Origin of the sequence: Dokdonella koreensis DS-123 (assembly GCF_001632775.1) — a bacterium.
Classification (GTDB): Bacteria; Pseudomonadota; Gammaproteobacteria; order Xanthomonadales; family Rhodanobacteraceae; genus Dokdonella; species Dokdonella koreensis.
The window spans coordinates 669,273-690,703 of record NZ_CP015249.1 but is presented as its reverse complement, the minus strand read 5'-3'; the positions used below and the strand labels follow the sequence as shown (position 1 = coordinate 690,703).

The 21,431-nt window shown below is 66.7% G+C and carries 19 protein-coding genes; 4 read left to right on the top strand and 15 right to left on the bottom strand.

The genetic code is table 11. The annotated features are described in order from the left end of the window. Positions 1 to 26: 26 nt before the first annotated feature. From atpA to xrtH, 9 genes are all read right to left on the bottom strand, one after another. The gene (atpA, locus tag I596_RS02680; protein ID WP_067643801.1) at positions 27 to 1,574 is read right to left on the bottom strand and encodes a F0F1 ATP synthase subunit alpha; all 1,548 of its coding nucleotides are present in this window, start codon (positions 1,572 to 1,574) and stop codon (positions 27 to 29) included. 46 nt (positions 1,575 to 1,620) lie between these two features. Beyond that, positions 1,621 to 2,154, bottom strand: coding sequence for a F0F1 ATP synthase subunit delta (locus I596_RS02675; RefSeq protein WP_067643798.1), 534 nt, complete (start codon positions 2,152 to 2,154; stop codon positions 1,621 to 1,623). Positions 2,155 to 2,158: 4 nt separating this feature from the next. Beyond that, the gene (locus tag I596_RS02670) at positions 2,159 to 2,629 is read right to left on the bottom strand and encodes a F0F1 ATP synthase subunit B (RefSeq protein WP_067643795.1); all 471 of its coding nucleotides are present in this window, start codon (positions 2,627 to 2,629) and stop codon (positions 2,159 to 2,161) included. A gap of 88 nt (positions 2,630 to 2,717) precedes the next feature. Beyond that, complete coding sequence (gene atpE, locus I596_RS02665) at positions 2,718 to 2,990, bottom strand: F0F1 ATP synthase subunit C (RefSeq protein ID WP_067643792.1); 273 nt, start codon at positions 2,988 to 2,990, stop codon at positions 2,718 to 2,720. A 78-nt stretch (positions 2,991 to 3,068) separates the two neighbouring features. After that, positions 3,069 to 3,890: a F0F1 ATP synthase subunit A gene (gene atpB / locus I596_RS02660; RefSeq protein ID WP_067643789.1), complete on the bottom strand. Its 822-nt coding sequence runs from the start codon at positions 3,888 to 3,890 to the stop codon at positions 3,069 to 3,071. 18 nt (positions 3,891 to 3,908) lie between these two features. Further along, positions 3,909 to 4,277, bottom strand: a complete 369-nt coding sequence (locus tag I596_RS02655) for an ATP synthase subunit I (protein WP_190278969.1) — start codon at positions 4,275 to 4,277, stop codon at positions 3,909 to 3,911. 238 nt (positions 4,278 to 4,515) lie between these two features. Next, entirely contained in the window at positions 4,516 to 5,130 is a 615-nt protein-coding gene (locus tag I596_RS02650) for a hypothetical protein (protein WP_067643786.1), read from the bottom strand. 72 nt (positions 5,131 to 5,202) lie between these two features. Beyond that, on the bottom strand, positions 5,203 to 5,967 hold the full coding sequence (locus I596_RS02645; RefSeq protein ID WP_083965318.1) for a response regulator transcription factor: 765 nt from the start codon (positions 5,965 to 5,967) through the stop codon (positions 5,203 to 5,205). A gap of 162 nt (positions 5,968 to 6,129) precedes the next feature. Further along, positions 6,130 to 6,639, bottom strand: coding sequence for an exosortase H (gene xrtH / locus I596_RS02640; RefSeq protein ID WP_067643783.1), 510 nt, complete (start codon positions 6,637 to 6,639; stop codon positions 6,130 to 6,132). Positions 6,640 to 6,775: 136 nt separating this feature from the next. Here xrtH and I596_RS02635 point away from each other — a divergent pair, with 136 nt between their 5' ends. Next, positions 6,776 to 7,327 (top strand): shikimate kinase, encoded by a 552-nt coding sequence (locus tag I596_RS02635; protein ID WP_067643780.1) that lies wholly within the window; start codon positions 6,776 to 6,778, stop codon positions 7,325 to 7,327. Next, positions 7,324 to 8,394, top strand: a complete 1,071-nt coding sequence (aroB, locus tag I596_RS02630) for a 3-dehydroquinate synthase (protein ID WP_067643777.1) — start codon at positions 7,324 to 7,326, stop codon at positions 8,392 to 8,394. Before I596_RS02635 ends, aroB begins: the two co-directional genes overlap by 4 nt. Before the next feature lie 1,119 nt (positions 8,395 to 9,513). Here aroB and I596_RS02625 read toward each other — a convergent pair. Continuing rightward, entirely contained in the window at positions 9,514 to 12,474 is a 2,961-nt protein-coding gene (locus I596_RS02625; RefSeq protein WP_067643774.1) for a TonB-dependent receptor plug domain-containing protein, read from the bottom strand. A gap of 400 nt (positions 12,475 to 12,874) precedes the next feature. Between I596_RS02625 and coaE the strand changes: the two genes are divergently transcribed. Next, positions 12,875 to 13,504 carry a dephospho-CoA kinase gene (gene coaE, locus I596_RS02620; RefSeq protein ID WP_067643772.1) on the top strand — a complete coding sequence of 210 codons (630 nt, stop codon included), beginning with the start codon at positions 12,875 to 12,877 and terminating at the stop codon, positions 13,502 to 13,504. 12 nt (positions 13,505 to 13,516) lie between these two features. On the opposite strand, the gene I596_RS02615 is transcribed toward coaE, so the two are convergent. From I596_RS02615 to I596_RS02605, 3 genes are all read right to left on the bottom strand, one after another. Next, positions 13,517 to 14,464 carry a Nudix family hydrolase gene (locus tag I596_RS02615; protein ID WP_067643769.1) on the bottom strand — a complete coding sequence of 316 codons (948 nt, stop codon included), beginning with the start codon at positions 14,462 to 14,464 and terminating at the stop codon, positions 13,517 to 13,519. 56 nt (positions 14,465 to 14,520) lie between these two features. Then, positions 14,521 to 17,238 carry a preprotein translocase subunit SecA gene (gene secA, locus I596_RS02610; protein ID WP_067643766.1) on the bottom strand — a complete coding sequence of 906 codons (2,718 nt, stop codon included), beginning with the start codon at positions 17,236 to 17,238 and terminating at the stop codon, positions 14,521 to 14,523. Between the two features lie 213 nt (positions 17,239 to 17,451). Then, positions 17,452 to 18,393, bottom strand: a complete 942-nt coding sequence (locus tag I596_RS02605; protein WP_067643753.1) for a M23 family metallopeptidase — start codon at positions 18,391 to 18,393, stop codon at positions 17,452 to 17,454. On the opposite strand from I596_RS02605, the gene I596_RS02600 reads away from it, so the two are divergent. Continuing rightward, a complete protein-coding gene (locus I596_RS02600) occupies positions 18,392 to 18,877 on the top strand; it encodes a DciA family protein (protein ID WP_190278968.1) in 486 nt (161 codons plus the stop codon). The two genes, I596_RS02605 and I596_RS02600, sit on opposite strands and share 2 nt — an antisense overlap. A 91-nt stretch (positions 18,878 to 18,968) precedes the next feature. Here the strand turns inward: I596_RS02600 and lpxC are convergent, their stop codons facing one another. Together lpxC and ftsZ are read right to left on the bottom strand one after the other, a co-directional pair. Then, positions 18,969 to 19,880 carry a UDP-3-O-acyl-N-acetylglucosamine deacetylase gene (lpxC, locus tag I596_RS02595; protein WP_067643751.1) on the bottom strand — a complete coding sequence of 304 codons (912 nt, stop codon included), beginning with the start codon at positions 19,878 to 19,880 and terminating at the stop codon, positions 18,969 to 18,971. A gap of 217 nt (positions 19,881 to 20,097) precedes the next feature. Beyond that, positions 20,098 to 21,279, bottom strand: coding sequence for a cell division protein FtsZ (ftsZ, locus tag I596_RS02590; RefSeq protein WP_067643749.1), 1,182 nt, complete (start codon positions 21,277 to 21,279; stop codon positions 20,098 to 20,100). Positions 21,280 to 21,431 lie beyond the last annotated feature (152 nt).

Genomic DNA, 21,431 nt, shown 5'->3' with positions numbered 1-21,431 from the left:
ACGTCAGTGCGCGCGTTCGCGCGCGCTTACCAGCTGCCCGTCTTCTTGAACTCTTCGATGCCCTTCTTGAAGCTGGCCTCGAAGTCGCCGTTCCAGTCGCCGGTCTCGACGATCTTGGTCATCAGGTCGCCGTAGTTGGCGTGGAAGTGCGCGTGCAGCGCCTTCTCGAACGGCAGGATCTCGGCGACCTTCAGGTCGTCGAGGTAGCCCTTCTCCGCTGCGTAGACCGACAGTGCCAGCTCGGCGATCGACAGCGGGGCGTACTGCTTCTGCTTCATCAGCTCGGTGACGCGCTGGCCGCGCTCGAGCTGGGCGCGGGTGGCCGCGTCCAGGTCCGAGGCGAACTGCGCGAACGCCGCCAGCTCGCGGAACTGCGCCAGCGCGAGCTTCACGCCGCCGGACAGCTTCTTGACGATCTTGGTCTGCGCCGCACCACCCACGCGCGACACCGACACGCCGGCGTTGACCGCCGGGCGGATGCCCGCGTTGAACAGGTCGGTCTCGAGGAAGATCTGGCCGTCGGTGATCGAGATCACGTTGGTCGGCACGAAGGCCGAGACGTCGCCGGCCTGGGTCTCGATGATCGGCAGCGCCGTCAGCGAGCCGGTCTGACCCTTGACCGCACCGTTGGTGTGCTTCTCGACGTACTCCTCCGAAACGCGCGCGGCGCGCTCGAGCAGGCGCGAGTGCAGGTAGAACACGTCACCCGGATACGCTTCGCGGCCCGGCGGGCGGCGCAGCAGCAGCGAGATCTGGCGGTAGGCCCAGGCCTGCTTGGTCAGGTCGTCGTAGACGATCAGCGCGTCTTCGCCGATGTCACGGAAGAACTCGCCCATCGCGCAACCGGAGTACGGCGCGATGTACTGCATGGCCGCCGACTCCGACGCGGACGCCGCGACGATGATCGTGTGGTCGAGCGCACCGTGCTCCTCGAGCTTGCGCACCACGTTGGCGATCGAGCTCTGCTTCTGGCCGATGGCGACGTAGACGCATTTGATGCCCGAACCCTTCTGGTTGATGATCGCGTCGACCGCCAGCGCCGTCTTGCCGGTCTGACGGTCGCCGATGATCAGCTCGCGCTGACCGCGGCCGACCGGGATCATCGAGTCGACCGACTTGTAGCCGGTCTGCACCGGCTGGTCGACCGACTTGCGCCAGATCACACCCGGCGCGACCTTCTCGATCGCCGAGGTCTGCGTGGCGTTGATCGGCCCCTTGCCGTCGATCGGGTTGCCCAGCGCGTCGACCACGCGGCCCAGCAGCTCGCGGCCGACCGGCACTTCCAGGATGCGCCCGGTGGTCTTGGCGGTGTCGCCCTCGCGCAGGTGCTCGTAGTCGCCGAGCACCACCGCGCCGACCGAGTCGCGCTCCAGGTTCAGCGCCAGCGCGAACGTGTTGCCGGGCAGTTCGATCATTTCGCCCGACATCACGTCGTTGAGGCCATGTACGCGCACGATGCCGTCGGACACGCTGGTCAGCGTGCCTTCGTTGCGCGCTTCCGCACCCAACTTGAACTTCTCGATACGGCTCTTGATGAGCTCGCTGATTTCGGACGGGTTGATCTGGGTAGCCATGGTCGTTTCCGTATGGGGCGGGCTGGTCGTCCGCCTGCAAGTTCGATTAGTGGGTCAGTGCCTGCTCGAGGCGGGTGAGGCGGCCGCGCACGGACCCGTCGATCACCACGTCGCCGGCATCGATCACCGCGCCGCCGAGGATCGCCGGATCGATCGCCTGGTCGAGCTCGATGTCGCGCCCGAAGCGCCGCTTGAGCGCCTCCTTGAGCTTGTTCGCCTCGAAGGCGTCGATCGGCGCCGCGGCCCGCACGCGCACCTTGAGCACGCGTTCGGCCTCGTGCTTGAGCGCCTCGTACAGCGCGCCGATTTCCGGCAGCACCGCCAGACGGCCGTTCTCGGCGAGCAGCCCCAGGAAGCGGGCGAAGGCCGAGTCGGCGCCCTCGCCTTCCGGCAGGAACAACGCGACGAGATTCTCCCGGCCGATCCGCGGATCGCCGAGCAGCGCTGCCACGCGGGGATCGGCGGCGACCTGCGCGGCGAAGCCCAGGCGCGTGGCCCAGGCGCCGAGCGTGTTGTCGCCGCGCGCCAGCTCGAATGCGGCGCGTGCGTAGGGTCGGGCCAGGGTCAGTGCGCTGGACATGGGATCAGATCTCGGCCACGAGCTCGTCGATCAGCGCCTTGTGGGCGCCGGCATCGATTTCGCGGTGAAGGATCTTCTCGGCACCGGCGACGGCCAGCGACGCGACCTTGCCGCGCAGCTCCTCGCGCGCCTTGTGGGCCATCGACTCGATCTCGGCAGCGGCGATCGCCTTCTGCTTGGTCGCCTCGACGATCGCGTCCTGCTTGGCCTTCTCGACGATGGCATTGGCCTGCTGATGCGCACGCTCGATGATCGCGCCGGCCTCTACGCGGGCGCCCTTGATCTCCTCGGCGACGCGCGCGTCGGCATCGGCCAGCTCCTTGCGGGCGCGGTCGGCGGCGGCCAGGCCGTCGGCGATTTTCTTCTGGCGTTCTTCAAGCGCCGCATTCAGCGGTGGCCAGATGAACTTCATCGTGAACCAGACGAGGATCGCGAATGAGAGCATCTGACCGAAGAATGTCATGTTGAGATTCATGACGTGTCCTCGACATAGGTGTGACGCCGGCCTTTCGGAGGCCGGCGACCGGTCGGCCGCATCGCGGGGATGCGGCCCTCGAAGCGGCTTACAGGCGCGAGGTGATCTCGCCGACCAGCGGGTTGGAGACCGCGAAGAACAGCGCGACCGCCAGACCGATGATGAACGCCGCGTCGATCAGGCCGGCGAGCAGGAACATGCGGCCCTGCAGCATCGGCACCAGCTCCGGCTGGCGCGCCGCCGACTCGAGGAACTTAGAACCCATGATGGCAATGCCGAGGCAGGCACCGAGGGCGCCCAGGCCGATGATGATGCCGATGGCGATCGCGGTCAGGCTCTGCACTTGTGCGATGAATTCCATGATGTTCTCCGGGTATGGCAGGTGATGATGAAAAGGGTGGGTGACTCGGGGGAAACCGTTCTTGGCCGCGCAGGGCCGTCAGTGGCCTTCGCGCGCGCCGGCGATGTAGACGACCGTCAGGATCATGAAGATATAGGCTTGCAGCAGGATGATCAGGATGTGGAAGATCGCCCAGGCCGCATTGGCGAGCACGCCGGGGCCGAACGAGATCCAGCTGCCGAGCAGGCCGGCGATCAGCATGAATACCAGCTCGCCGCCGTACATGTTGCCGAACAGTCGCATCGCCAGCGAGATCGGCTTGACCAGCCACTCGATGATGTTCATGGCCAGGTTGACCGGGGCCAGCAGCACGACCATGAAGCCGTGTGCGTGGAACGGCGCGGTCAGCAGTTCCTTGCCGAAGCCCAGGCCGCCCTTGGCGGACAGGGCGTGGCCGATCAGGATGAAGAAGACCGAGACCGACAACGCGAAGGTCGTGTTCATGTCCGCGGTCGGCACCGCGCGGAAATAGGTGTGGTGCGCCACTTCGGCGCCGGCGGTGGTGTGCACCAGCCAGCCGGCCAGGTCGAGCGGCAGCAGGTCCATCGTGTTCATGAAGACGATCCAGATGAAGATCGTCAGTGCCAGCGGCGTGACCGAGCGGCGGTCGCCGTGGAACGTGTCGCGGACCTGGCCGTCGATGAACTCGAGGATCAGCTCGACGAAGGCCTGGCCCTTGGACGGCACGCCGGGGGTCGCCTTGCGGGCGGCCAGGCCGAACCAGAGCAGGAACAGGAGGCCCAGCACCAGCGACACCAGCCAGGTGTCGAGGTTGAAGCCGGAGCCGATCTCGACCACGTTGTGGTTGAGATGGTGTCCGATGTACTCGTTCAGACCACCCGATTGCGCTTCGCTAGCCACGTCGACTCCAAGAAACCGTCAATGCTCGAAAAGCAGACCACCCAACTGCGACACCAATGCGACGGCTACGCCGATCAGTACCGCCAGGGGCGGGAACAGGCCCGATCCGATCGTGACCACCAGGGCGACGCCGATCCAGACCCACTTGATGACCTGACCGAGCACGATCGCGCCGAGCGCTGCGGTCGGCGCTACCACTCGCCTTCCGAACGCACGTCGCGCAGCCAGCCAGTATCCCGATGCGATGATGATCCCGCCGATCAACACCGCCAGTGCCGCCGAGGCGCCCCACCCTGTCGCACACAGCGCCGCCACTGCGGTCGCGCCAAGCTGCAGGAGCGTGGTGCGAACCGCCACCCGCCAACCGAAGGCGATGGAATTGCGCACGAAGGCACCCGATCCGGCGAGCGTTAGGAGGCTGCTGCGGCGAGCCAAGCGAACCGGCCCGACCAAAGCCTGAAGATTTTAACTTTGCCGTGCTGCGGTAGCAACCGCGCAGGACTTTGCCGCATTGCAGCGAGGCCCTCGGAAAAGCCGCCGGGGGCCTGTCTCTGCGAGGCGCCCTGTCGGGCCCACCCGGCCTCGGAGCCCGGCTGCGCCCAAATGCCGCACCCGCGGCGCCGGCTCAGTGCAGCGAATCGGAGGCGGGTGCTCGCGGGGACAGCGGATCGGCCGGCGTTCCGGCCACCTGCCAGAGCGCTTCGAGATAGCCGCTGCCGAAGCCGATCGAGCCGATCGCCTCGAATTCGTAGGCGCCGGTGTCCGGATACCAGCTGGCATTCGGATCGATCTCGCGCAGCACCAGCGCATCGGCCTCGACATCGGCCAGCTGGCCGACGTAGCTGATCTCGCCCTCGTCGTCCTCGACCATGTTGATCGACAGCAACGGCGCGCAGGCCGCGGCGGAACGGGCGATGCCGACCCAGTCCTCGAGCCCGAAGCCCTCCGGGACGGTGAGCTGCTCGCCGCGCAGGGCCAGGGCCTTCAGCACGAACTCCGCGGCGGGATCGCTCTCGACCAGGCTGAGGTCGGTGATCGCCACGGCGAGATATCCGTCGAAGCGCAACGCATCGCCGATCTCGGCGATCAGGCAGAAGTCGCGGGAGAGGCCGATCACGAAGCCGTGGATCACCCCGGGGTGGATGCGCTCGCGCTGGAATCGCATCGGAATGCGGCTTTCCATGCCTTCACGCAGGGCCGCGCGGATGCCGCGGGCCTTGAACGGTACGACGGTACTCATGCGGACTATGGTCGGACGAATGACGCCCGGGCGCAAGCCGCCGGCCCCGGCCGGCCGCCGCGGCACCCCCGCTCAGGTCCGCTCGAGCCGGTAGCCGTGCTGGTAGATCGCCGTCAGCCGCCAGCCGTGCTCGCCGCTGAGCTCGAGCTTCTTGCGCAGCCGGCTGACATGGGTGTCGACGGTCCGCGTGGACACCTGGGCGCTCATGTTCCAGACGTTCTCCAGCAGCGCATCGCGGCTGACGATCCGGCCGAGCCGGCGGAACAGGAAGCTGGCCAGGTCGAACTCGCGCTGGGTCAGCTCGATTTCCCGCCCCAGGATGCTGGCCTTGCGACGCTTGAGGTCGATCAGGTAGGGCGCCGATTCGATGCGTTCGGCCGCATCGGCCTCCGATCCCACCCCGCCCCGGCGGAGCGCGGCGGCCACGCGTGCCAGCAGCTCCAGGCGCTTGGGCGGCTTGATGACGTAGTCGTCGCCGCCGCTGGCGAACCCCTTGACCAGGTCCTCTTCCGCCGCACGGGCCGTCAGGAAGATGACCGGCAGTTCGGCATGAATCGACTCGCGCAGCCATTCGACCACGTCGATGCCGGTGGCATCGGGCAGCATCCAGTCCAGCAGCAGCAGGTCGATGCCCGCCGATCCGTGCTTGCGGCGGTACTCGTTGGCGTTGCTGAAAAGGCGGACCGTATAACCCGCCTCGTGCAGCCAGTGGGCGACCAGCGCCGCCTGATCGGGATCGTCCTCCAGCACGCCGACGACGATGTCGCGCTTCGCCGACGAGGCGCCGCTGGCGCCGTCGTGGTAGGGATTGCGGGGGCTTCGCGTTGGATCCGTCATCCGGCCAGAAAATCCGATCGCTCGATGCACGCCACTCGACCACGCCGCGGCGCAGCAGTCAATCCCACGCTGCCGGAAAACCGCCGGACGACACGGAACAACCGGCTGCGCACGGCGGCTGGACCGGCCTCGGCCATGCCCTGGAAAGCGAAAATCGTCCGGTCAGGCCGGTGTCGGGATCGACGCCGCGCGGGGGCGCCGGGGCATGTAGCGCAACCAGACCAGGAACACGACCAGGGCGTCCAGGACGATCAGGGCCTGCCACAGGTAGAGGTGGAACCATTCGAACCAGAGCCGGCTCCACTGACCCAGGTAGAACAGGCTGATGATGCGGACCAGGTTCAACGCCTGGATCGCCAGGAAGCCGAGACCGATGCCCAGCACGCGATAACGCCACGGTGCCGGAAACGCGATGATCGCCGAGACCAGGATGATGACGGCCTCCAGGCCGTTGCAGCCGCGCTCGATGCTGATCGCGAACCCATTGGAGGCGCTGCGGATGATGTTGCCGGTGGCGGTCGCATCGGCATCGAAGAGCTGGATCAGCCAGACGCTGATGTCCGCCAGCAGGCCGGTGAACGGCACGATGAAATGACGCTCGACCGGCTCGATCAGATCGAGCGGGAACAGGATCGCGACGCACAGCAGGAATATCAGGATGAATCGGGTCATCGGATAAGTCTACGTCGGCGACGAAGCCCGCGGCCAGACCACCGCCGCCTGCCGGCGCGCGAGCCTCTGCCGGCAGGCAGCGGCAGTGCCCCGCGACGGACGTGGCGCCTGCCGGATCGTGCGGTAGCATCACGCCATGAATCCCGCCCCCAACCTGTTCCTGGTCGGCCCGATGGGTGCCGGAAAGTCCACGATCGGACGGTCGCTGGCCGCCGCCCTGGGCCTGCCGTTCGTCGATCTGGACCACGAGATCGAGCAGCGCACGGGGGCCGCGATTTCGTTGATTTTCGATCTGGAGGGCGAAGCGGGCTTCCGCGCGCGCGAGTGCACGCTGCTGGCGGAATTCGCCGGGCACGAGGGCATCGTACTCGCCACGGGCGGCGGCGCCGTGCTGTGGCCCGACAACCGCGAGGTCCTGCGGCACCGCGGCTTCGTCGTCTGGATCGACACCGACGTCGACACCCAGCTGGCACGTCTCGCGCACGACCGCAAACGCCCGTTGCTGGCGACGCCGGACCGCAGGCAGCGCCTGACCGAACTGGCCCGCGAACGCGATCCGCTGTATGCCGAAGTCGCCGACCTGCAGTGCATGTCCACCGGCCGCGGACAGAGCGCCTCGTTCGTGATCGACCTGGCCGCACACCTGCAGGTCCATTGGCAACGCCCTTTTCAGGAAACATCCGCATGAGTGTCACCGAGGTAGACGTCGTCCTGGGAGATCGCAGCTACCGGATCCGCATCGGCCGCGACCTGCTGCGGCAGCCGGCCCGGTGGCGCGACGCCGTCCGCGGCCGTCACGTGCTCGTCGTGACCGACAGCACCGTCGCGCCGCTGTATCTGGCGCGCCTGGAGGACGGCCTGGATGGGTTCGACCACGCCGTCGTCACGATTCCCGCCGGGGAGCGGCACAAGACGCTGGCGCAGACCGAACAGGTCTTCGCCGCGCTCGCCGGCCTCGGTGCGAGCCGCGACGCGACCGTCATCGCGCTCGGCGGCGGCGTCGTCGGGGATCTGGCCGGCTTCGCCGCCGCGTGCTGGATGCGCGGCATCGACTTCGTCCAGATGCCGACGACCCTGCTGGCCATGGTCGACTCGTCGGTCGGCGGCAAGACCGGCGTCAATCTGCCGGCCGGCAAGAACCTGATCGGCGCGTTCCACCAGCCGCGCAGCGTGATCATCGATACCGACACGCTCGATACGTTGCCGGCGCGCGAATATCGCGCCGGGCTCGCCGAGGTCGTCAAGTACGGCGCGATCAGCGATGCGGCGTTCTTCGGCTGGCTGGAGCAGCAGGCCGACGCCCTGGTCCGGCGCGAGCCGGCGGCCGTGGCCGAGGCCATCGCCGTGAGCTGCAAGAGCAAGGCCGACATCGTCGCCCGCGACGAGCGCGAGGAAGGCGAGCGGGCCCTGCTGAACTTCGGCCATACCTTCGGACATGCGCTGGAGACCGAAGCCGGCTACGGCACCCTGCTGCATGGCGAAGCCGTGGCGATCGGCATGACGCTTGCCGCTTCGCTATCGGCGCACATGGGAAAGAGCTCCCATACGGACACCGACCGGCTCATTTCGTTATTGAAGCGACTCGAACTACCGACGGTTGTCCCTCACGACATCAGCCCGGCACGCCTGATACAGCACATGCGGCTGGACAAGAAGAATCTCAGTGGAAAGATTCGAGCTGTACTTTGGCACGGTGTCGGGCGCGCTGGAGTGACCATCGTGGAAGATGAACAACTTCGCTCGGTGCTTGAATGACGTGAGCGCCGCCACCCGCACGGAAACGCGATGCGGTGAAAGCACGGGACCAGCCGGCAGGTGTCGAAGTCAGGCGGCTGGATCAGCACTCCGACCTTTCATCAGTGCCGTCGGCGCTCCCATATTGGGTAAACCACCCCCTAAGCACGCCGCTGAAGAGGTTGGCGTCAAAGCCCTCTCCGCAGGAAACCTGGGAGAGGGCAAGGCCGCCAGTGCCTCAGTACTGACAGACCCGCTGTGAGTCTGAACCAATCAGGTTGTTGCTCGCGTCATAGACGCTCACGGCGACAAATCCGTCCGGACTGATAATGGTCCCTGGACACCCATAGAAGCAGAGCAGTTGAGATGTGCCGCACCCGAGCAGCGTAGCGGAGCCTGCCGGGTAGGCTGTCCATTCCCAGCGGAACGGCTCCGGTGCGGAACCTTCCACATCGGCCCAGCAGGCCTCGGAATCACAGCCGAACACAATGGATGCAGCGAAGCTCGAGGGCGCTATCACGAGCAGAACCGCCGCCAAGACTCCTCTCATAACAGACATCTTCATATCCCTATCTCCTTGTCGCCGCATATGCGGCCTGCGAATACTCACATCCATCCACCCGCACTAATGTGAATTTATTCACCTAACCACAAATAGATATGTACACCTTTGCGTAACCGGCACGACCACTCTTTTCTTTCGGCTTGGCCGCCCTTGAGCCGACCGCCGCACTCGACCAGCGCGTGGACTCTCACTTCGCCGACCGCATCTGGCCCCTCCACGCCTTCCGGATTCCGAATACCACCAGATACCGATCGGATTGGCTTCTTCGCATCCAGGGCTTTAGAAGAATTCGCGCTGTCGCCACGTCTGCACACGACAGATCCGCGGCCGGGACAGAAGCGCAGCAAAAGCTCGCGCATCACCGCGAAAGCGATGCCGATACGGCACGCGAACAGAAACAACGCGCCGGCCAACGCCTGGCGACAGCCAAGCTCAAATCCGCATCAACACTCCACCGAGGACGGTGCCCCGGCCTACAGCACGTCTTTCCTGACCGGATATCCCCCGAATCGGGTCCAATAAAAAAGACGGCCCCTGAAAGGGGCCGTCTGAAGTCAAGCGACAACGCGTCGTTATCAGAAGCGCTGCTGGTACTTGAGGTAGTAGAAGCGACCGATGTCGAAGCCGCCGTAGTAGTTGAACTGGCTGTTCGGGTTGGAGTACATGAACGGCCCCTTGTGATCGAACGCGTTGTTCGCGCCGATCGCGATGGTGCCGTTCCACGGCGCCGTCCAGCGGAACTGGAGGTCGTGGAAGGTGTTGGACCCCGTGCGGTTGACCGGATTTTCCGCGAAGTCGACCCGCGGCGGAGTCGTTTCGTTGCCCGGGTTCCAGTACGGATAGCCGTAGCCGGGATCGTTACATTCCGGACCACCCTCGACGTCGTAGGTGCAGTCTTCCTTCATGCCCGAGTAGTAGCGCATACCCCAGGTGGCGCCGAAATCGCCCAGGCTCCAATCCAGCTGCAGGTTGGACTTCGTACGGAAGGCGCTGTTCCAGCCAGTGTTGTTGAACGGAAGCTCCGGTGTACCCGGCTCGCTCTTGCTGTCCCAGCGGGTGACGTACGAGGTTTCCCAGGTGATCATGAAGCGGCCGAACGAGAACTCCGGCAGGCGGTAACGAACGCCGAGGTCGTAGCCTTCGGTTTCGATCCAGCCCATGTTGCGCATGCCGTAGACGAGGTAGTTGACCGCGCCGTTTTCCGGGTTACGCGTGAAGTTCTGGCAGCGGGCGACGATGCCGCGCTCGTAGCAGTCCGACAGGATGTTCGAGAAGCTGTCGGTCGTGACGAGGTTGTCGATCTTGATGCGGTACCAGTCCAGGGTGATGTCCAGGCCCTGGATGTAGCTCGGGCTGTACACCGCGCCCAGGGTCTTGCTGACCGAGGTTTCCGGCTGGAGGAACGGGTTCGCGCCGCCGAGGAACGGATAGTTGGTCTGGCAGGGAACGCTGGCGCAGGGAACCAGGCCCTGGCCGAGCTGCTGGTAGTCGGCCGGCAGCGGCGCGTGGCCGCCGAAGCCCGACGTACAACGCTGGGAGACCGCATCCGGCGGACGGACGCCACCGTTCTGCAGGGCGCACGGGTCGTAGTAGGTCACGTACGACTGGCTCAGGTCGCCGTACAGGTCACCGATGGTCGGGGCGCGGAAGCCCTCGGCATAGGTACCGCGGATCAGCAGGTCGTCGATCGGCTTCCACTTCAGGCCGAACTTGCCGTTGGTCGTCTTGCCGAACGTGTTGAAGTCCGAATTACGGCCAGCGACGTTGAACGACAGCTCACGCGCGAACGGAATGTCCTTGAGCACCGGGATGTCGAGCTCGAGGTAGTATTCCTTGACGTTGTAGCCGCCACCACGTCCGCCTAGGGCGAGCTCGGTGGTCAGGCCAGCGGCCGTCATCGCGTCGGGAACGAAATCGCCTTCCTCGCGACGGTACTCGTAGCCAGCTGCGAACGACAGGTCGCCGGCGGGCAGCGTGAACAGCGCACCGGTCAGGTTCGCCGTGTAGTTGACCGTCTTCGACCCGCCGGTCGACGTGGTCGGGGCGAGGATGAAATCCTGCACGGCCTGATCGCCCAGCGAGTTCTCGAGGCCGCTGCCGTACGGCGCCAACGGGTTCCACGGCACACACCGGTCGAGCGGAATTGGATTGGCCGCCGTACCGCACTGGATGACACCGGCTTCATTGCGGAACGACGGGCCGAGAGCCGCGGCGATGTTGGCAACGTTGTAGTTGCCGGTGCCGTGGCGGACGAAGTCGTTCTTGTTGTAGAAATAACCGACGTCCCAGTTCCAGGAGTGGTCACCGACGTCGAACCAGCCTTCGAAGCCGCCGGTGAAGCGATACGTACTGAAGTCGCTGAAGGTGCCGCGCGGCACTTCCCAACCGCGACGGTTCCAGTGGACGCTGCGCGGCGTCTCGAAGCCGTGGTGGCTGCCGAACGGGTTGAAGTAGCTGTCAGCCGACATCGGCGCGCCGAGCGACGCGCTCTGCAGCGGGTAGCCCGCGACCGTGTTCTCCGTCTCGCGCTTGTTGTACAGCACGTCCGAACGGAAGGTGATGTTGTCGGTGATGTTGAAGCTGCCGGAAACGAATACCGACGTACGCTCCATGCCCGACAGCAGGTTCATCTGCTCGTTGGAATTGGCGTAGTAGATGTTGTCTTCCGGGAACTGGATGTTGTTCCGCTGGCGGATGTAGTTGTTGAAGTCGTACGGGTCGCCATTGAAGCCTGGGCCGAGCGTATAGCTACCGGGGATGCCGCCGCCCGGAATGAGGTTGCCCCACTGGCTGACCGGGCTCCAGCCCGCACCCGGATGAAGCGGTTGCGGAACCTTGGAGAACCAACGGTCCTTGGCCCAAACCGGATCTTCCTTCGCGTAGGACACGCTCATCGTGACCGAGCTGCGCTCGCCGGTCGAACCGATGGTGAAGTCGTACTGCTGGCGCTCGCCGTCGTCTTCGTCGTACTGGCCGAGATAGACGTTGGCTTCGGCGCCTTCGAAGCGGCTGCGCGTGATGATGTTGATGACGCCCGCGATCGCATCGGAGCCGTACACCGAGGACGCGCCGTCCTTCAGGATGTCGATGCGCTCGATGATGCCGACCGGGATCGTGGCGACGTCCTGGTAGCCTTCGGAGTTGGCGCCCAGGCGCTTGCCGTTGACGAGGACGAGGGTGCGCTGCGGACCGAGGTCACGCAGATCGATATACGAACCGCCGGCACTCTCGTTGGCCGTCAGAGCGTCGGAACGGCTGAATGCCGGGGAGCCGGCGGCCGTCACGTTCAGCAGGATGTCGGCGACCGAGCTGAAGCCCTGCTTCTCGATCTGGGCACGGTCGATCGTCAGAACCGGCTGAGCGGTTTCGACGTCGGCCTTGCGGATGCGCGAACCGGTGACGACGATCGTCTCCAGCTTGTCGGCTCCGGCTTCCTGCGCGAAGACAGGGCTGCCGGTCAGACCGACCGCGGTGGCCGCGCCCGCGTACAGGGCGAAGCGCACGGCTTTGAATAGCTCGTTGCTGTTCAATCTCATTTTGTCACTCTCCAACGTCAGAGTTTTGTTGCCACGGTTCGGGGGCTGTTCAGGCCCCTGCCATCCTGAAAAAGCTCTTGAGGCCCTCGGGAGCCTTCGGTGGTAGGCGATGCTAACAACAATTTTACGGCAAGGGAACCCCTGGACAACCTTTTGCGGGACGCTGAGCAGCGCTCGTTTTCTTCTTTATATTCATTGCGTTGCACAATTCACGCTGCTCGCTTGATGCAGCGATACGCCCCGGGCGGGCCCATTTGGGGCGGGAAGGCGGCCCGGCCCGGGCACGCGCGTTCCCGGCTGCCGGAACCGTGATGGTTGGGGTGTGGTTCATGGCCGACGGCGTGCTGCACCGGCCTGCATTGCGCGTTGTCAGGCGTCTTCGCAGCGGAGATCATGAACCATGACCGACCCGCACCGCCCCTACACCGTCGCCCTCACCGGCGGCGTGGCATCTGGGAAGTCGACCGTCGCCGAGCGGTTCGCCGCGCACGGCATCGACGTGCTCGACGCCGACCTGATCGCCCGCGAGCTGGTGCAGCCCGGTGCGCCGGCCCTGCACGAGATCCGCCAGCGATTCGGCCGGGAAATGCTCGATGCCGCCGGTGGCCTCGACCGCCGACGGCTGCGCGAAGCGGTCTTTTCCGCACCTGCCGAGCGGCAGGCGCTCGAGGCGATCCTGCATCCCCGGATACGTCGCGCGCTGCGCGAACGCGCCAGCGGGATTCGCAGCCCCTACGGCCTGCTGGCGATTCCGCTGCTGGCCGAGTCGAACGGCAGCTACGACTGGATCGACCGCGTCCTCGTCGTGGACCTGCCGCGCGAGCTCCAGCTCGAACGCCTGTCCCGGCGCGACACGCTGGCACCCGGCCTGGCCGAGGCGATGCTGGCGGCACAGGCCGGGCGCGCGGAGCGGCTGAGGCTGGCCGACGACGTCATCGACAACAGCGGATCGCTCGCCGCGCTCAATGCCCAGGTGGAGCGGCTGCACCACCGGTACCTGGAGCTCGCCGGCGATCGAACCGGCGCCTGACGACATCCTGTGTCAGGCGAGCGGTCCGCGAATCGCGGCGACCCCTTGCCCACCGGCGGCCCGGGCCGCCTCGATGTCGCCGGCATCCAGACCGCCGAGCGCATAGATCGGCAACGCGAACTCGCTCGCCAGTGCCGAGAAGCGCTGCCATCCCAGCACCGCGGCCGCTGGATGGCTGGTCGTTTCGCGCACCGGCGACAAGGTCGCGAAGTCGGCGCCGATCCGTTCCGCGTGAGCGAGTTCATCGGCGCGGTGGCAGGAAACGGCGACCCATTTCCCGGCCGGCATGGGCCGGCGCTCGAGCGTCGCCGCGACGCGGGCCGGCAGGTGCACGCCATCGAGGCCGAGCACCGTGGCGAGCTGCCAATCGGCATGCAGCAGCAGGCGCGCGCCGGCCGCGCGGCAATAGTCGCGCGCGGTACGGGCGATGCTTGCGAGGCGATCGCGGGTCCAGGCCGGGAGGCGCAACTGGACGAGCCGGATGCCGCTTTCGAGCGCGTTGCGGATGCCGGCGAGGACTGCATCGCCCTGGTCCATGGCGAGCGGCGGCGTGATCAGGTAGCGCTCCGGGAGCCGGAGCGCGGCGATCACCGGCCGATCCGCCTCGGGCATCGGCAGCTCCGGCAGCGCCGAAGGCGCGATCCACGCCAGCGACTGGCCCTCGCAGGCCTGCGGCTGGCCGGCGTAGCCGGTCACTTCCCAGACGTCCAGGACGATGCGCTTCTCCGGATAGCGATGCGGCACCGATATCAGCGGATGAGCCGCCTGGACGACGATGCCGACTTCCTCGCGCAGCTCCCGCACCAGGGCGTCCAGACGCTGCTCGCCCGGCTCGAGCTTGCCGCCGGGGAATTCCCAGAGGCCGGCCAGGTGGGTGCCCTGCCGGCGCTGGGCGACGAGGATCCGCCCGTGCGGGCTGCGCACGACGCCGGCCAGGACATGGACGAAAGGACTGCTCACACCCGTGCCGGCCGGACGCCGCTATGCGTGGGAGGGACGCACGGCCGCCACGACGCTCAGGTCAGCCGGCCGTGGCACTGCTTGTACTTGCGACCACTGCCGCACGGACACGGATCATTGCGACCGACCTTCGGGGCGTCGCGCAGTGCCTGCGCCTGTGCCGGCTCTTCTTCCGCCGGCGCTTCCTCGCCGAGGCCGCCCGGGCCGGCGTGCTGGAACTGCATCGCGCGCGCCTGTGCCTCGGCCTGGCGCTGCTGCTGCTGTTCCATCGCCTGGACCTCCTCCTCGGTGCGAATACGCACCCGGGCCAGCACCTGGACCAGCTCGTGCTTGATCTTCTCGAGCATCTGCTGGAACAGCGAGAACGCCTCGCGCTTGAATTCCTGCTTGGGCTGCTTCTGCGCGTAGCCGCGCAGGTGGATGCCCTGGCGCATGTAGTCCATGCTGGCCAGGTGTTCCTTCCAGGCGTTGTCGAGCACGGTCAGCATGACGTGCTTCTCGAGCTGGCGCATGACGTCCGAGCCGAGCATCGCCTCCTTCTCGCGGAAGACGCGGTCGGCGGCGTCCAGGACGCGCTGGAGCACGCCCTCGGCGTCGACCTCCTCCTGCTCCTCGACCCAGCGGACCAGGCCGACCTGCAGGCCCAGCTCCGACTCCAGCTCCTTCTCGAGGCCGGGAAGGTTCCACTGCTCGTCGACCGAGTTCATCGGAACGAAGCGCTGCACCGTCTCGGTCAGCGTGTCGATACGGATCGCCGACACGGTCTCGGCGACGCTGTCGCTGTCGAGCAGTTCGTTGCGCTGCTCGTAGATGACCTTGCGCTGGTCGTTGGCGGTGTCGTCGAACTCGAGCAGTTGCTTGCGGATGTCGAAGTTGTGCGCCTCGACCTTGCGCTGCGCCTTCTCGATCTGCCGGCTGACCATGCGATCCTGGATCGCATCGTCTTCCTTCATGCCGAACATGCGCATCAGGCGGCTGACGCCCTCGCCCATGAAGATGCGCAGCAGGTTGTCCTCGAGCGAGAGGTAGAAGCGGCTCGATCCGGCGTCGCCCTGGCGGCCGGAACGGCCGCGCAGCTGGTTGTCGATGCGCCGCGACTCGTGCCGCTCGGTACCGATGATGCGCAGGCCGCCGAGCGCCAGCACGTCGTCGTGGCGGCGCTTCCATTCGGCCTTGACGCGCTCGCGCTCGGCCTCGGAGGCGTCTTCCGGCAGCGCGGCCAGCTCCGCCTCGAGATTGCCGCCGAGCACGATGTCGGTACCGCGACCGGCCATGTTGGTGGCGATCGTCACCGCACCCGGCCGGCCGGCCTGGGCGACGATGTGCGCCTCGCGCTCGTGCTGCTTGGCGTTGAGCACCTCGTGCGCGATGCCGGCCTTCTTGAGCAGGCCGTCCAGGTACTCGGACGCCTCGATCGAGGCCGTGCCGACCAGCACCGGCTGCCCGCGTTCCTGGCATTCCTTGATGTCCTCGACGATGGCGTCGAACTTCTGCTTGCCCTTGAGGAAGATCACGTCGGCCTCGTCCTTGCGGATCATCGGCCGGTGCGTGGGGATGACCACCACTTCCAGGCCGTAGATCGACTGGAACTCGTAGGCTTCGGTGTCGGCCGTGCCGGTCATGCCGGACAGCTTCTTGTACATGCGGAAGAGGTTCTGGAACGTGATCGACGCCAGCGTCTGGTTCTCGCGCTGGATCGGCACGCCCTCCTTGGCCTCGACCGCCTGGTGCAGGCCGTCGGACCAGCGCCGCCCCGGCAGCGTACGGCCGGTGAACTCGTCGACGATGACCACTTCGCCGTCGCGCACGATGTACTCCACGTCGCGCTGGTACAGCGAATGCGCGCGCAGCGCGGCATTGAGGTGATGCACCACGGCGAGGTTGGAACCGTCGTAGAGGCTTTCCTCCTCGCCGATGATGCCCTCGCGGCGCAGCAGCGCCTCGATGTGCTCCATGCCCATCTCGGACAGGTGCACCTGCTTCTGCTTCTCGTCGACCCAGAAGTCGCCCTCGCCCTCCTCGCTCTCCTGGCGCGACAGCTTCGGCACCAGCTTGTTGATCTTGACGTAGAGCTGCGGCGATTCGTCGGAGGGACCGGAGATGATCAGCGGCGTGCGCGCCTCGTCGATGAGGATCGAGTCGACCTCGTCGATGATCGCGTAGTGCAGGCCGCGCTGGTAGCGCTGGTCCTTGCTGACCGCCATGTTGTCGCGCAGGTAGTCGAAGCCGAACTCGTTGTTGGTGCCGTAGGTGATGTCGGCGGTGTAGGCGGCCCGCTTGTTGGAATGGTCCATGCCGGGCCAGACCACGCCCACGTCCATGCCGAGGAAGTTGTAGAGCCGCCCCATCCAGGCCGAGTCGCGCTTGGCCAGGTAGTCGTTGACGGTGACGACGTGCACGCCCTTGCCTTCCAGCGCGTTGAGGTAGACCGGCAGCGTCGCCACCAGGGTCTTGCCCTCGCCGGTGCGCATTTCCGCGATGCGGCCCGAATGCAGCACCATGCCGCCGATCAGCTGCACGTCGTAGTGGCGCAGTCCCAGCACGCGCTGCGAGGCTTCGCGCACGACGGCGAAAGCCTCCGGCAGCAGGTCGTCGAGCTTGGTCCCGTCGGCCAGCCGCTGCCGGAACTCGTCGGTCTTGGCGCGCAGCGCGGCATCGTCGAGCGCCTGCATCTGCGGTTCCAGCGCGTTGATCTGGGCGACGCGACGGCCGAGCTGGCGCAACACGCGCTCGTTGCGGCTACCAAAAATGCCGGTCAGGAAGGAGTTGAGCATCGGTCGTCTTCGAGTGGGAACGGGAAACCGCAGGCGCAGCAGCGCGGTCGAGCCGCCCATGATAAGGCGGCATGCGGCGTATGACCAAATCCGGGGTGGGGATGCGCTGCAGCCCTTTCAAGCGGCGCCGGTCGGCGGAACGCAGGTGCGTTCGACGGGCGCGGGGCGCCCGCCGGAAGCCAGAACGGGCTCCCGCGGGGGCCGCAGGACGGATCAGACGCGGCTGGCCCGGCTCGAACGCACGTAGACGGCCGGATTGACCGGCCGGCCGTTCAGCCAGACCTCGAAATGGCAGTGCGGGCCGGTCGACCGGCCGGTCGAGCCCACCTTGGCGACGACATCGCCGATGTGGACGCGCGTGCCGAGCTCGACCATGTTCTGCGAGTTGTGGGCGTAGCGGGTCATGTAGCCGTTGCCGTGGTCGATCTCCACGACATTGCCGTAGCCGCTGCGCTGCCCGGAGTAGGTCACGACGCCTTCGGCGACCGCCATCACGTCCGAGCCGTAGGGCACGTCGAAATCGATGCCCAGGTGGCTGGCGCGGTGGCCGGTGATCGGGTCGGTGCGCACACCGAAGCCGGAAACGATGTAGCCGCCGCCCACCGGCCAGCCGGTCGGCAGCAGCGCATTGTCGATCTTGCGGTCGAGCAGCATGTTCTCGATCATGCCCAGTTGCGCTTCCTGGCGCTCGAACTCGGCGCGCAGGGTGTCGATGCCGGCGGTGATCGGCATGGCGGCGCCGGCCACCAGCGGTGCCTCTTCCGGTCCGCCGAGCGCGGGGGCCGCGGCGAAATCGAATTCGCCGTCGTCGAGCTTGCCGACCTGGGTCAGGCGTTCGCCGAGTGCGTTCAGGCGCGTCGCCTGCGCCTGCAACTGCCCCAGCTGCAAGGCCAGGGCGTCCAGGTCGCGGCCCGAGTCGCGCGCCACTTCGTCCAGCGCCTCGCGCTGCACGAGGATCGTCTGGCGCAGGTCGCGGATCTCGCCGAGCATGCGCCCTTCGGTGTCGACGCTGACGCGTCCGACGGCGAAGCCGCATCCGAGGAACAGCACGACGCCCGCAATCGCCAAGCCCGTACAGAGGGCGCGTCCGCGCCACGTCGAAAGATCGATGTTCCTGGAGGTCGCGCCGGCCTTGCCGAGGATTATGATGTTCATGGACGCCCGTGCCGAAATTCGTATCGCCATGCAGCCTGCCCAACGCCGACGCTCCGCTACCACGACCGGTCTTTCCCCGGCCGCCACGTGCGTCGATCTCGGCACCCTGGCCCAGCGCGCTCACGCGCTGGAAGTGCTCGATGGGCGGCTACGCCGCCTGTTGCCCGAAGCGATCGCCCGCGAATGTCGCCTCGCGGACATCCGCAACGGACGCCTCGTCTTTCTGGCGAACAGTTCGACCTGGGCCGGCCGGCTCAGGCTGCACGAGGCAACCCTGCTGGCCGAAGCCCGTTCCGCCTTCGATGGCCGGATCGAACGTTTCGCCGTGAAAGTGGCACACCGGCCGCCCGTTCCCCCGGAACCGACCTGGCAGAAACCGCTTTCGGCTGGCACTGCCCGTCATCTGCGGACAGCAGCGCAATCCATCGCGGACCCTGAACTCAAGGCCCTGTATCTCCGACTGGCCTCTCTGGCCAACCAATGACCCCCCGCATCGGGCGGAGCCGGGGCGGCTACGCCTTTGACGCCGCGGCGGATGCCTGCTTGGGGCACCCGCTCACATGTATACAACCGCCTCAGATCGCCTGCGCCGGATGCGCGTAGGAGATCGGAGCATTGCTGTCGTCCTTGAACGTGACCTCTTCCCACGCCGATGCATCGGCGACCAGCGCGCGCAGCAGCTGATTGTTGAGCTCGTGGCCGGACTTGTGGCCGTAGAACGCGCCGATCAGGCTGTGGCCGAGCAGGTACAGGTCGCCGATCGCGTCGAGGATCTTGTGCTTGACGAATTCGTCCTCGTAGCGAAGGCCGTCCTCGTTCAGGACGCGGTAGTCGTCCAGGACGATCGCGTTGTCCATCGAGCCGCCCAGCGCGAGGTTGCGCTCGCGCAGCATCTCGATGTCGCGCATGAAGCCGAACGTGCGTGCGCGGCTGACTTCCTTGACGAACGAGGTCGTCGAGAAGTCGATCTCGCTGGTCGAGCTGCGCCGCGTGAACATCGGATGGTCGAAGTCGATCGAGAAGCCGACCTTGAAGCCGTCGAACGGCTCGAAGCGCGCCCACTTGTCGCCGCTCTCGACCTTGATCGGCTTCTTGATGCGGATGAAGCGCTTGGGAGCGGCCTGTTCCTCGATGCCCGCCGACTGCAGCAGGAACACGAAGGGACCGGCGCTGCCGTCCATGATCGGCACTTCCGGGGCCGACAGGTCGACATAGGCATTGTCGATGCCGAGTCCGGCCATCGCCGAGAGCAGGTGCTCGATCGTCGCGATGCGGACATCGCCCTGGATCAAGGTACTGGAGAGCCGGGTGTCGCCGACGTTCTCGGGGCACGAGCGGATATCCACCGGCGGACTAAGGTCGACCCGGCGGAACACGATGCCCGTGTCCACCGCTGCCGGCCGCAAGGTCATGTAGACCTTTTCACCCGTGTGGAGACCCACGCCCGTTGCTTTGATTACATTCTTGAGCGTGCGCTGTCTGATCATTTTTATGCTGTGACCCCTGGGGCAGGATCTACAAAAACGCGGGGGATGCTACCACAGCATTTTTTGGCGGGACAAGCAAAACGATGCGCGAACCCGACAGAGTGTCGCTATTTCGCAACACTTGCCGGGTTCGGCGGAGACGCGTGCCCGCGCCGGCCCGGGAACGGGGCCGGCGTGGGAAAGGCCCGCCGCGACGCCACGCGGCGGCAGCGGTCCTTCAGTCGGCCTGGCGCCGCAGGAAGGCCGGGATGTCCAGATAGTCGCTCGGGACGTCGGCGATGGCCGTCGCGGCCACGGCCGCCGGAGCGACCGCCGGCACCGTCGCGCGCTGCGGGATGCCCAGGTAGTCCACCTCGCCGGTGGTCGCGTTGCGCACGACCCGCATCGGGGCGCGCATCACCTCGCGCTCCCGTTCGCGGACCGGCACCGGCTGCCGGGCCACGGCCTGGTTGAGGCCGGTCGCGACGACGGTGACGCGGATCTCGTCCTGCAGCTCCGGGTCGAGCGCGGTACCGATGACGACCGTGGCGTCCTCGCTGGCGAACTCGTGGATCACCTGGCCGATGTCGTCGAACTCGCGCATCGTCATGTTGGCGCCGGCCGTCACGTTGACCAGGATGCCGCACGCGCCGGACAGGTTGACGTCTTCGAGCAGCGGGTTGTTGATCGCGGCCAGCGCGGCAGCCTGGGCGCGATCGTCGCCGCGCGCCGACCCCGAGCCCATCATCGCCATGCCCATTTCGGACATCACGGTGCGCACGTCGGCGAAGTCGACGTTGATCAGGCCCGGACGGGTGATCAGGTCGGCGATGCCCTGGACGGCGCCCAGCAGCACGTCGTTGGCGCTCTTGAACGCCGACAGCAGGGTGACGTCGCGGCCGAGCACGGTCAGCAGCTTCTCGTTGGGCACCGTGATCAGCGAGTCGACGTACTGGCCCAGCTCCTCGATGCCCTTGTGCGCCACCTGCATGCGCCGCCGCCCCTCGAACGGGAACGGCTTGGTGACGATCGCCACGGTCAGCACGCCCATTTCCTTGGCCAGCTGCGCCACGACCGGCGCCGCGCCGGTACCGGTGCCACCGCCCATGCCGGCGGTGATGAAGACCATGTCCGCGCCCTGCAGCAGTTCGCAGATGCGCTCGCGGTCCTCCAGCGCCGCCTGGCGGCCGACCTCGGGGTTGGCACCGGCGCCCAGACCCTTGGTCACGTTGGCGCCGAGCTGCAGGGTGTACTTCGCCCCGCTGTTCTTGAGGGCCTGGGCGTCGGTGTTGGCGCAGACGAAATCCACGCCCTCGACCTGCCCGTGGACCATATGGCTGACCGCGTTGCCGCCGCCGCCGCCCACACCGATCACCTTGATGACGGCGTTCGGCGCCATCTTTTCGATCATCTCAAACATGTTCCCATCCTCCGCTGCTGCAATTCGATTTCAAGGGTGACTACCGAAGCCGTGACCCGTCCCGGTCCGGTTCGTCCTCGCCGGCTGGCGTGCCGGCGGCTGCGGTCGTTTCGACCACCACGCGGCATCTCCCTCGCCGCGGTTCAAAAATG

Coding starts and splice junctions, on each gene's coding strand:
- atpA (WP_067643801.1), bottom strand. CDS start 1,574: ATGGCTACCCAGATCAACCCGTCCGAAATCAGCGAGCTCATCAAGAGC.
- I596_RS02675 (WP_067643798.1), bottom strand. CDS start 2,154: ATGTCCAGCGCACTGACCCTGGCCCGACCCTACGCACGCGCCGCATTC.
- I596_RS02670 (WP_067643795.1), bottom strand. CDS start 2,629: ATGAATCTCAACATGACATTCTTCGGTCAGATGCTCTCATTCGCGATC.
- atpE (WP_067643792.1), bottom strand. CDS start 2,990: ATGGAATTCATCGCACAAGTGCAGAGCCTGACCGCGATCGCCATCGGC.
- I596_RS02650 (WP_067643786.1), bottom strand. CDS start 5,130: ATGAGTACCGTCGTACCGTTCAAGGCCCGCGGCATCCGCGCGGCCCTG.
- I596_RS02645 (WP_083965318.1), bottom strand. CDS start 5,967: ATGACGGATCCAACGCGAAGCCCCCGCAATCCCTACCACGACGGCGCC.
- xrtH (WP_067643783.1), bottom strand. CDS start 6,639: ATGACCCGATTCATCCTGATATTCCTGCTGTGCGTCGCGATCCTGTTC.
- I596_RS02635 (WP_067643780.1), top strand. CDS start 6,776: ATGAATCCCGCCCCCAACCTGTTCCTGGTCGGCCCGATGGGTGCCGGA.
- aroB (WP_067643777.1), top strand. CDS start 7,324: ATGAGTGTCACCGAGGTAGACGTCGTCCTGGGAGATCGCAGCTACCGG.
- I596_RS02625 (WP_067643774.1), bottom strand. CDS start 12,474: ATGAGATTGAACAGCAACGAGCTATTCAAAGCCGTGCGCTTCGCCCTG.
- coaE (WP_067643772.1), top strand. CDS start 12,875: ATGACCGACCCGCACCGCCCCTACACCGTCGCCCTCACCGGCGGCGTG.
- secA (WP_067643766.1), bottom strand. CDS start 17,238: ATGCTCAACTCCTTCCTGACCGGCATTTTTGGTAGCCGCAACGAGCGC.
- I596_RS02600 (WP_190278968.1), top strand. CDS start 18,392: ATGGACGCCCGTGCCGAAATTCGTATCGCCATGCAGCCTGCCCAACGC.
- I596_RS02605 (WP_067643753.1), bottom strand. CDS start 18,393: ATGAACATCATAATCCTCGGCAAGGCCGGCGCGACCTCCAGGAACATC.
- lpxC (WP_067643751.1), bottom strand. CDS start 19,880: ATGATCAGACAGCGCACGCTCAAGAATGTAATCAAAGCAACGGGCGTG.
- ftsZ (WP_067643749.1), bottom strand. CDS start 21,279: ATGTTTGAGATGATCGAAAAGATGGCGCCGAACGCCGTCATCAAGGTG.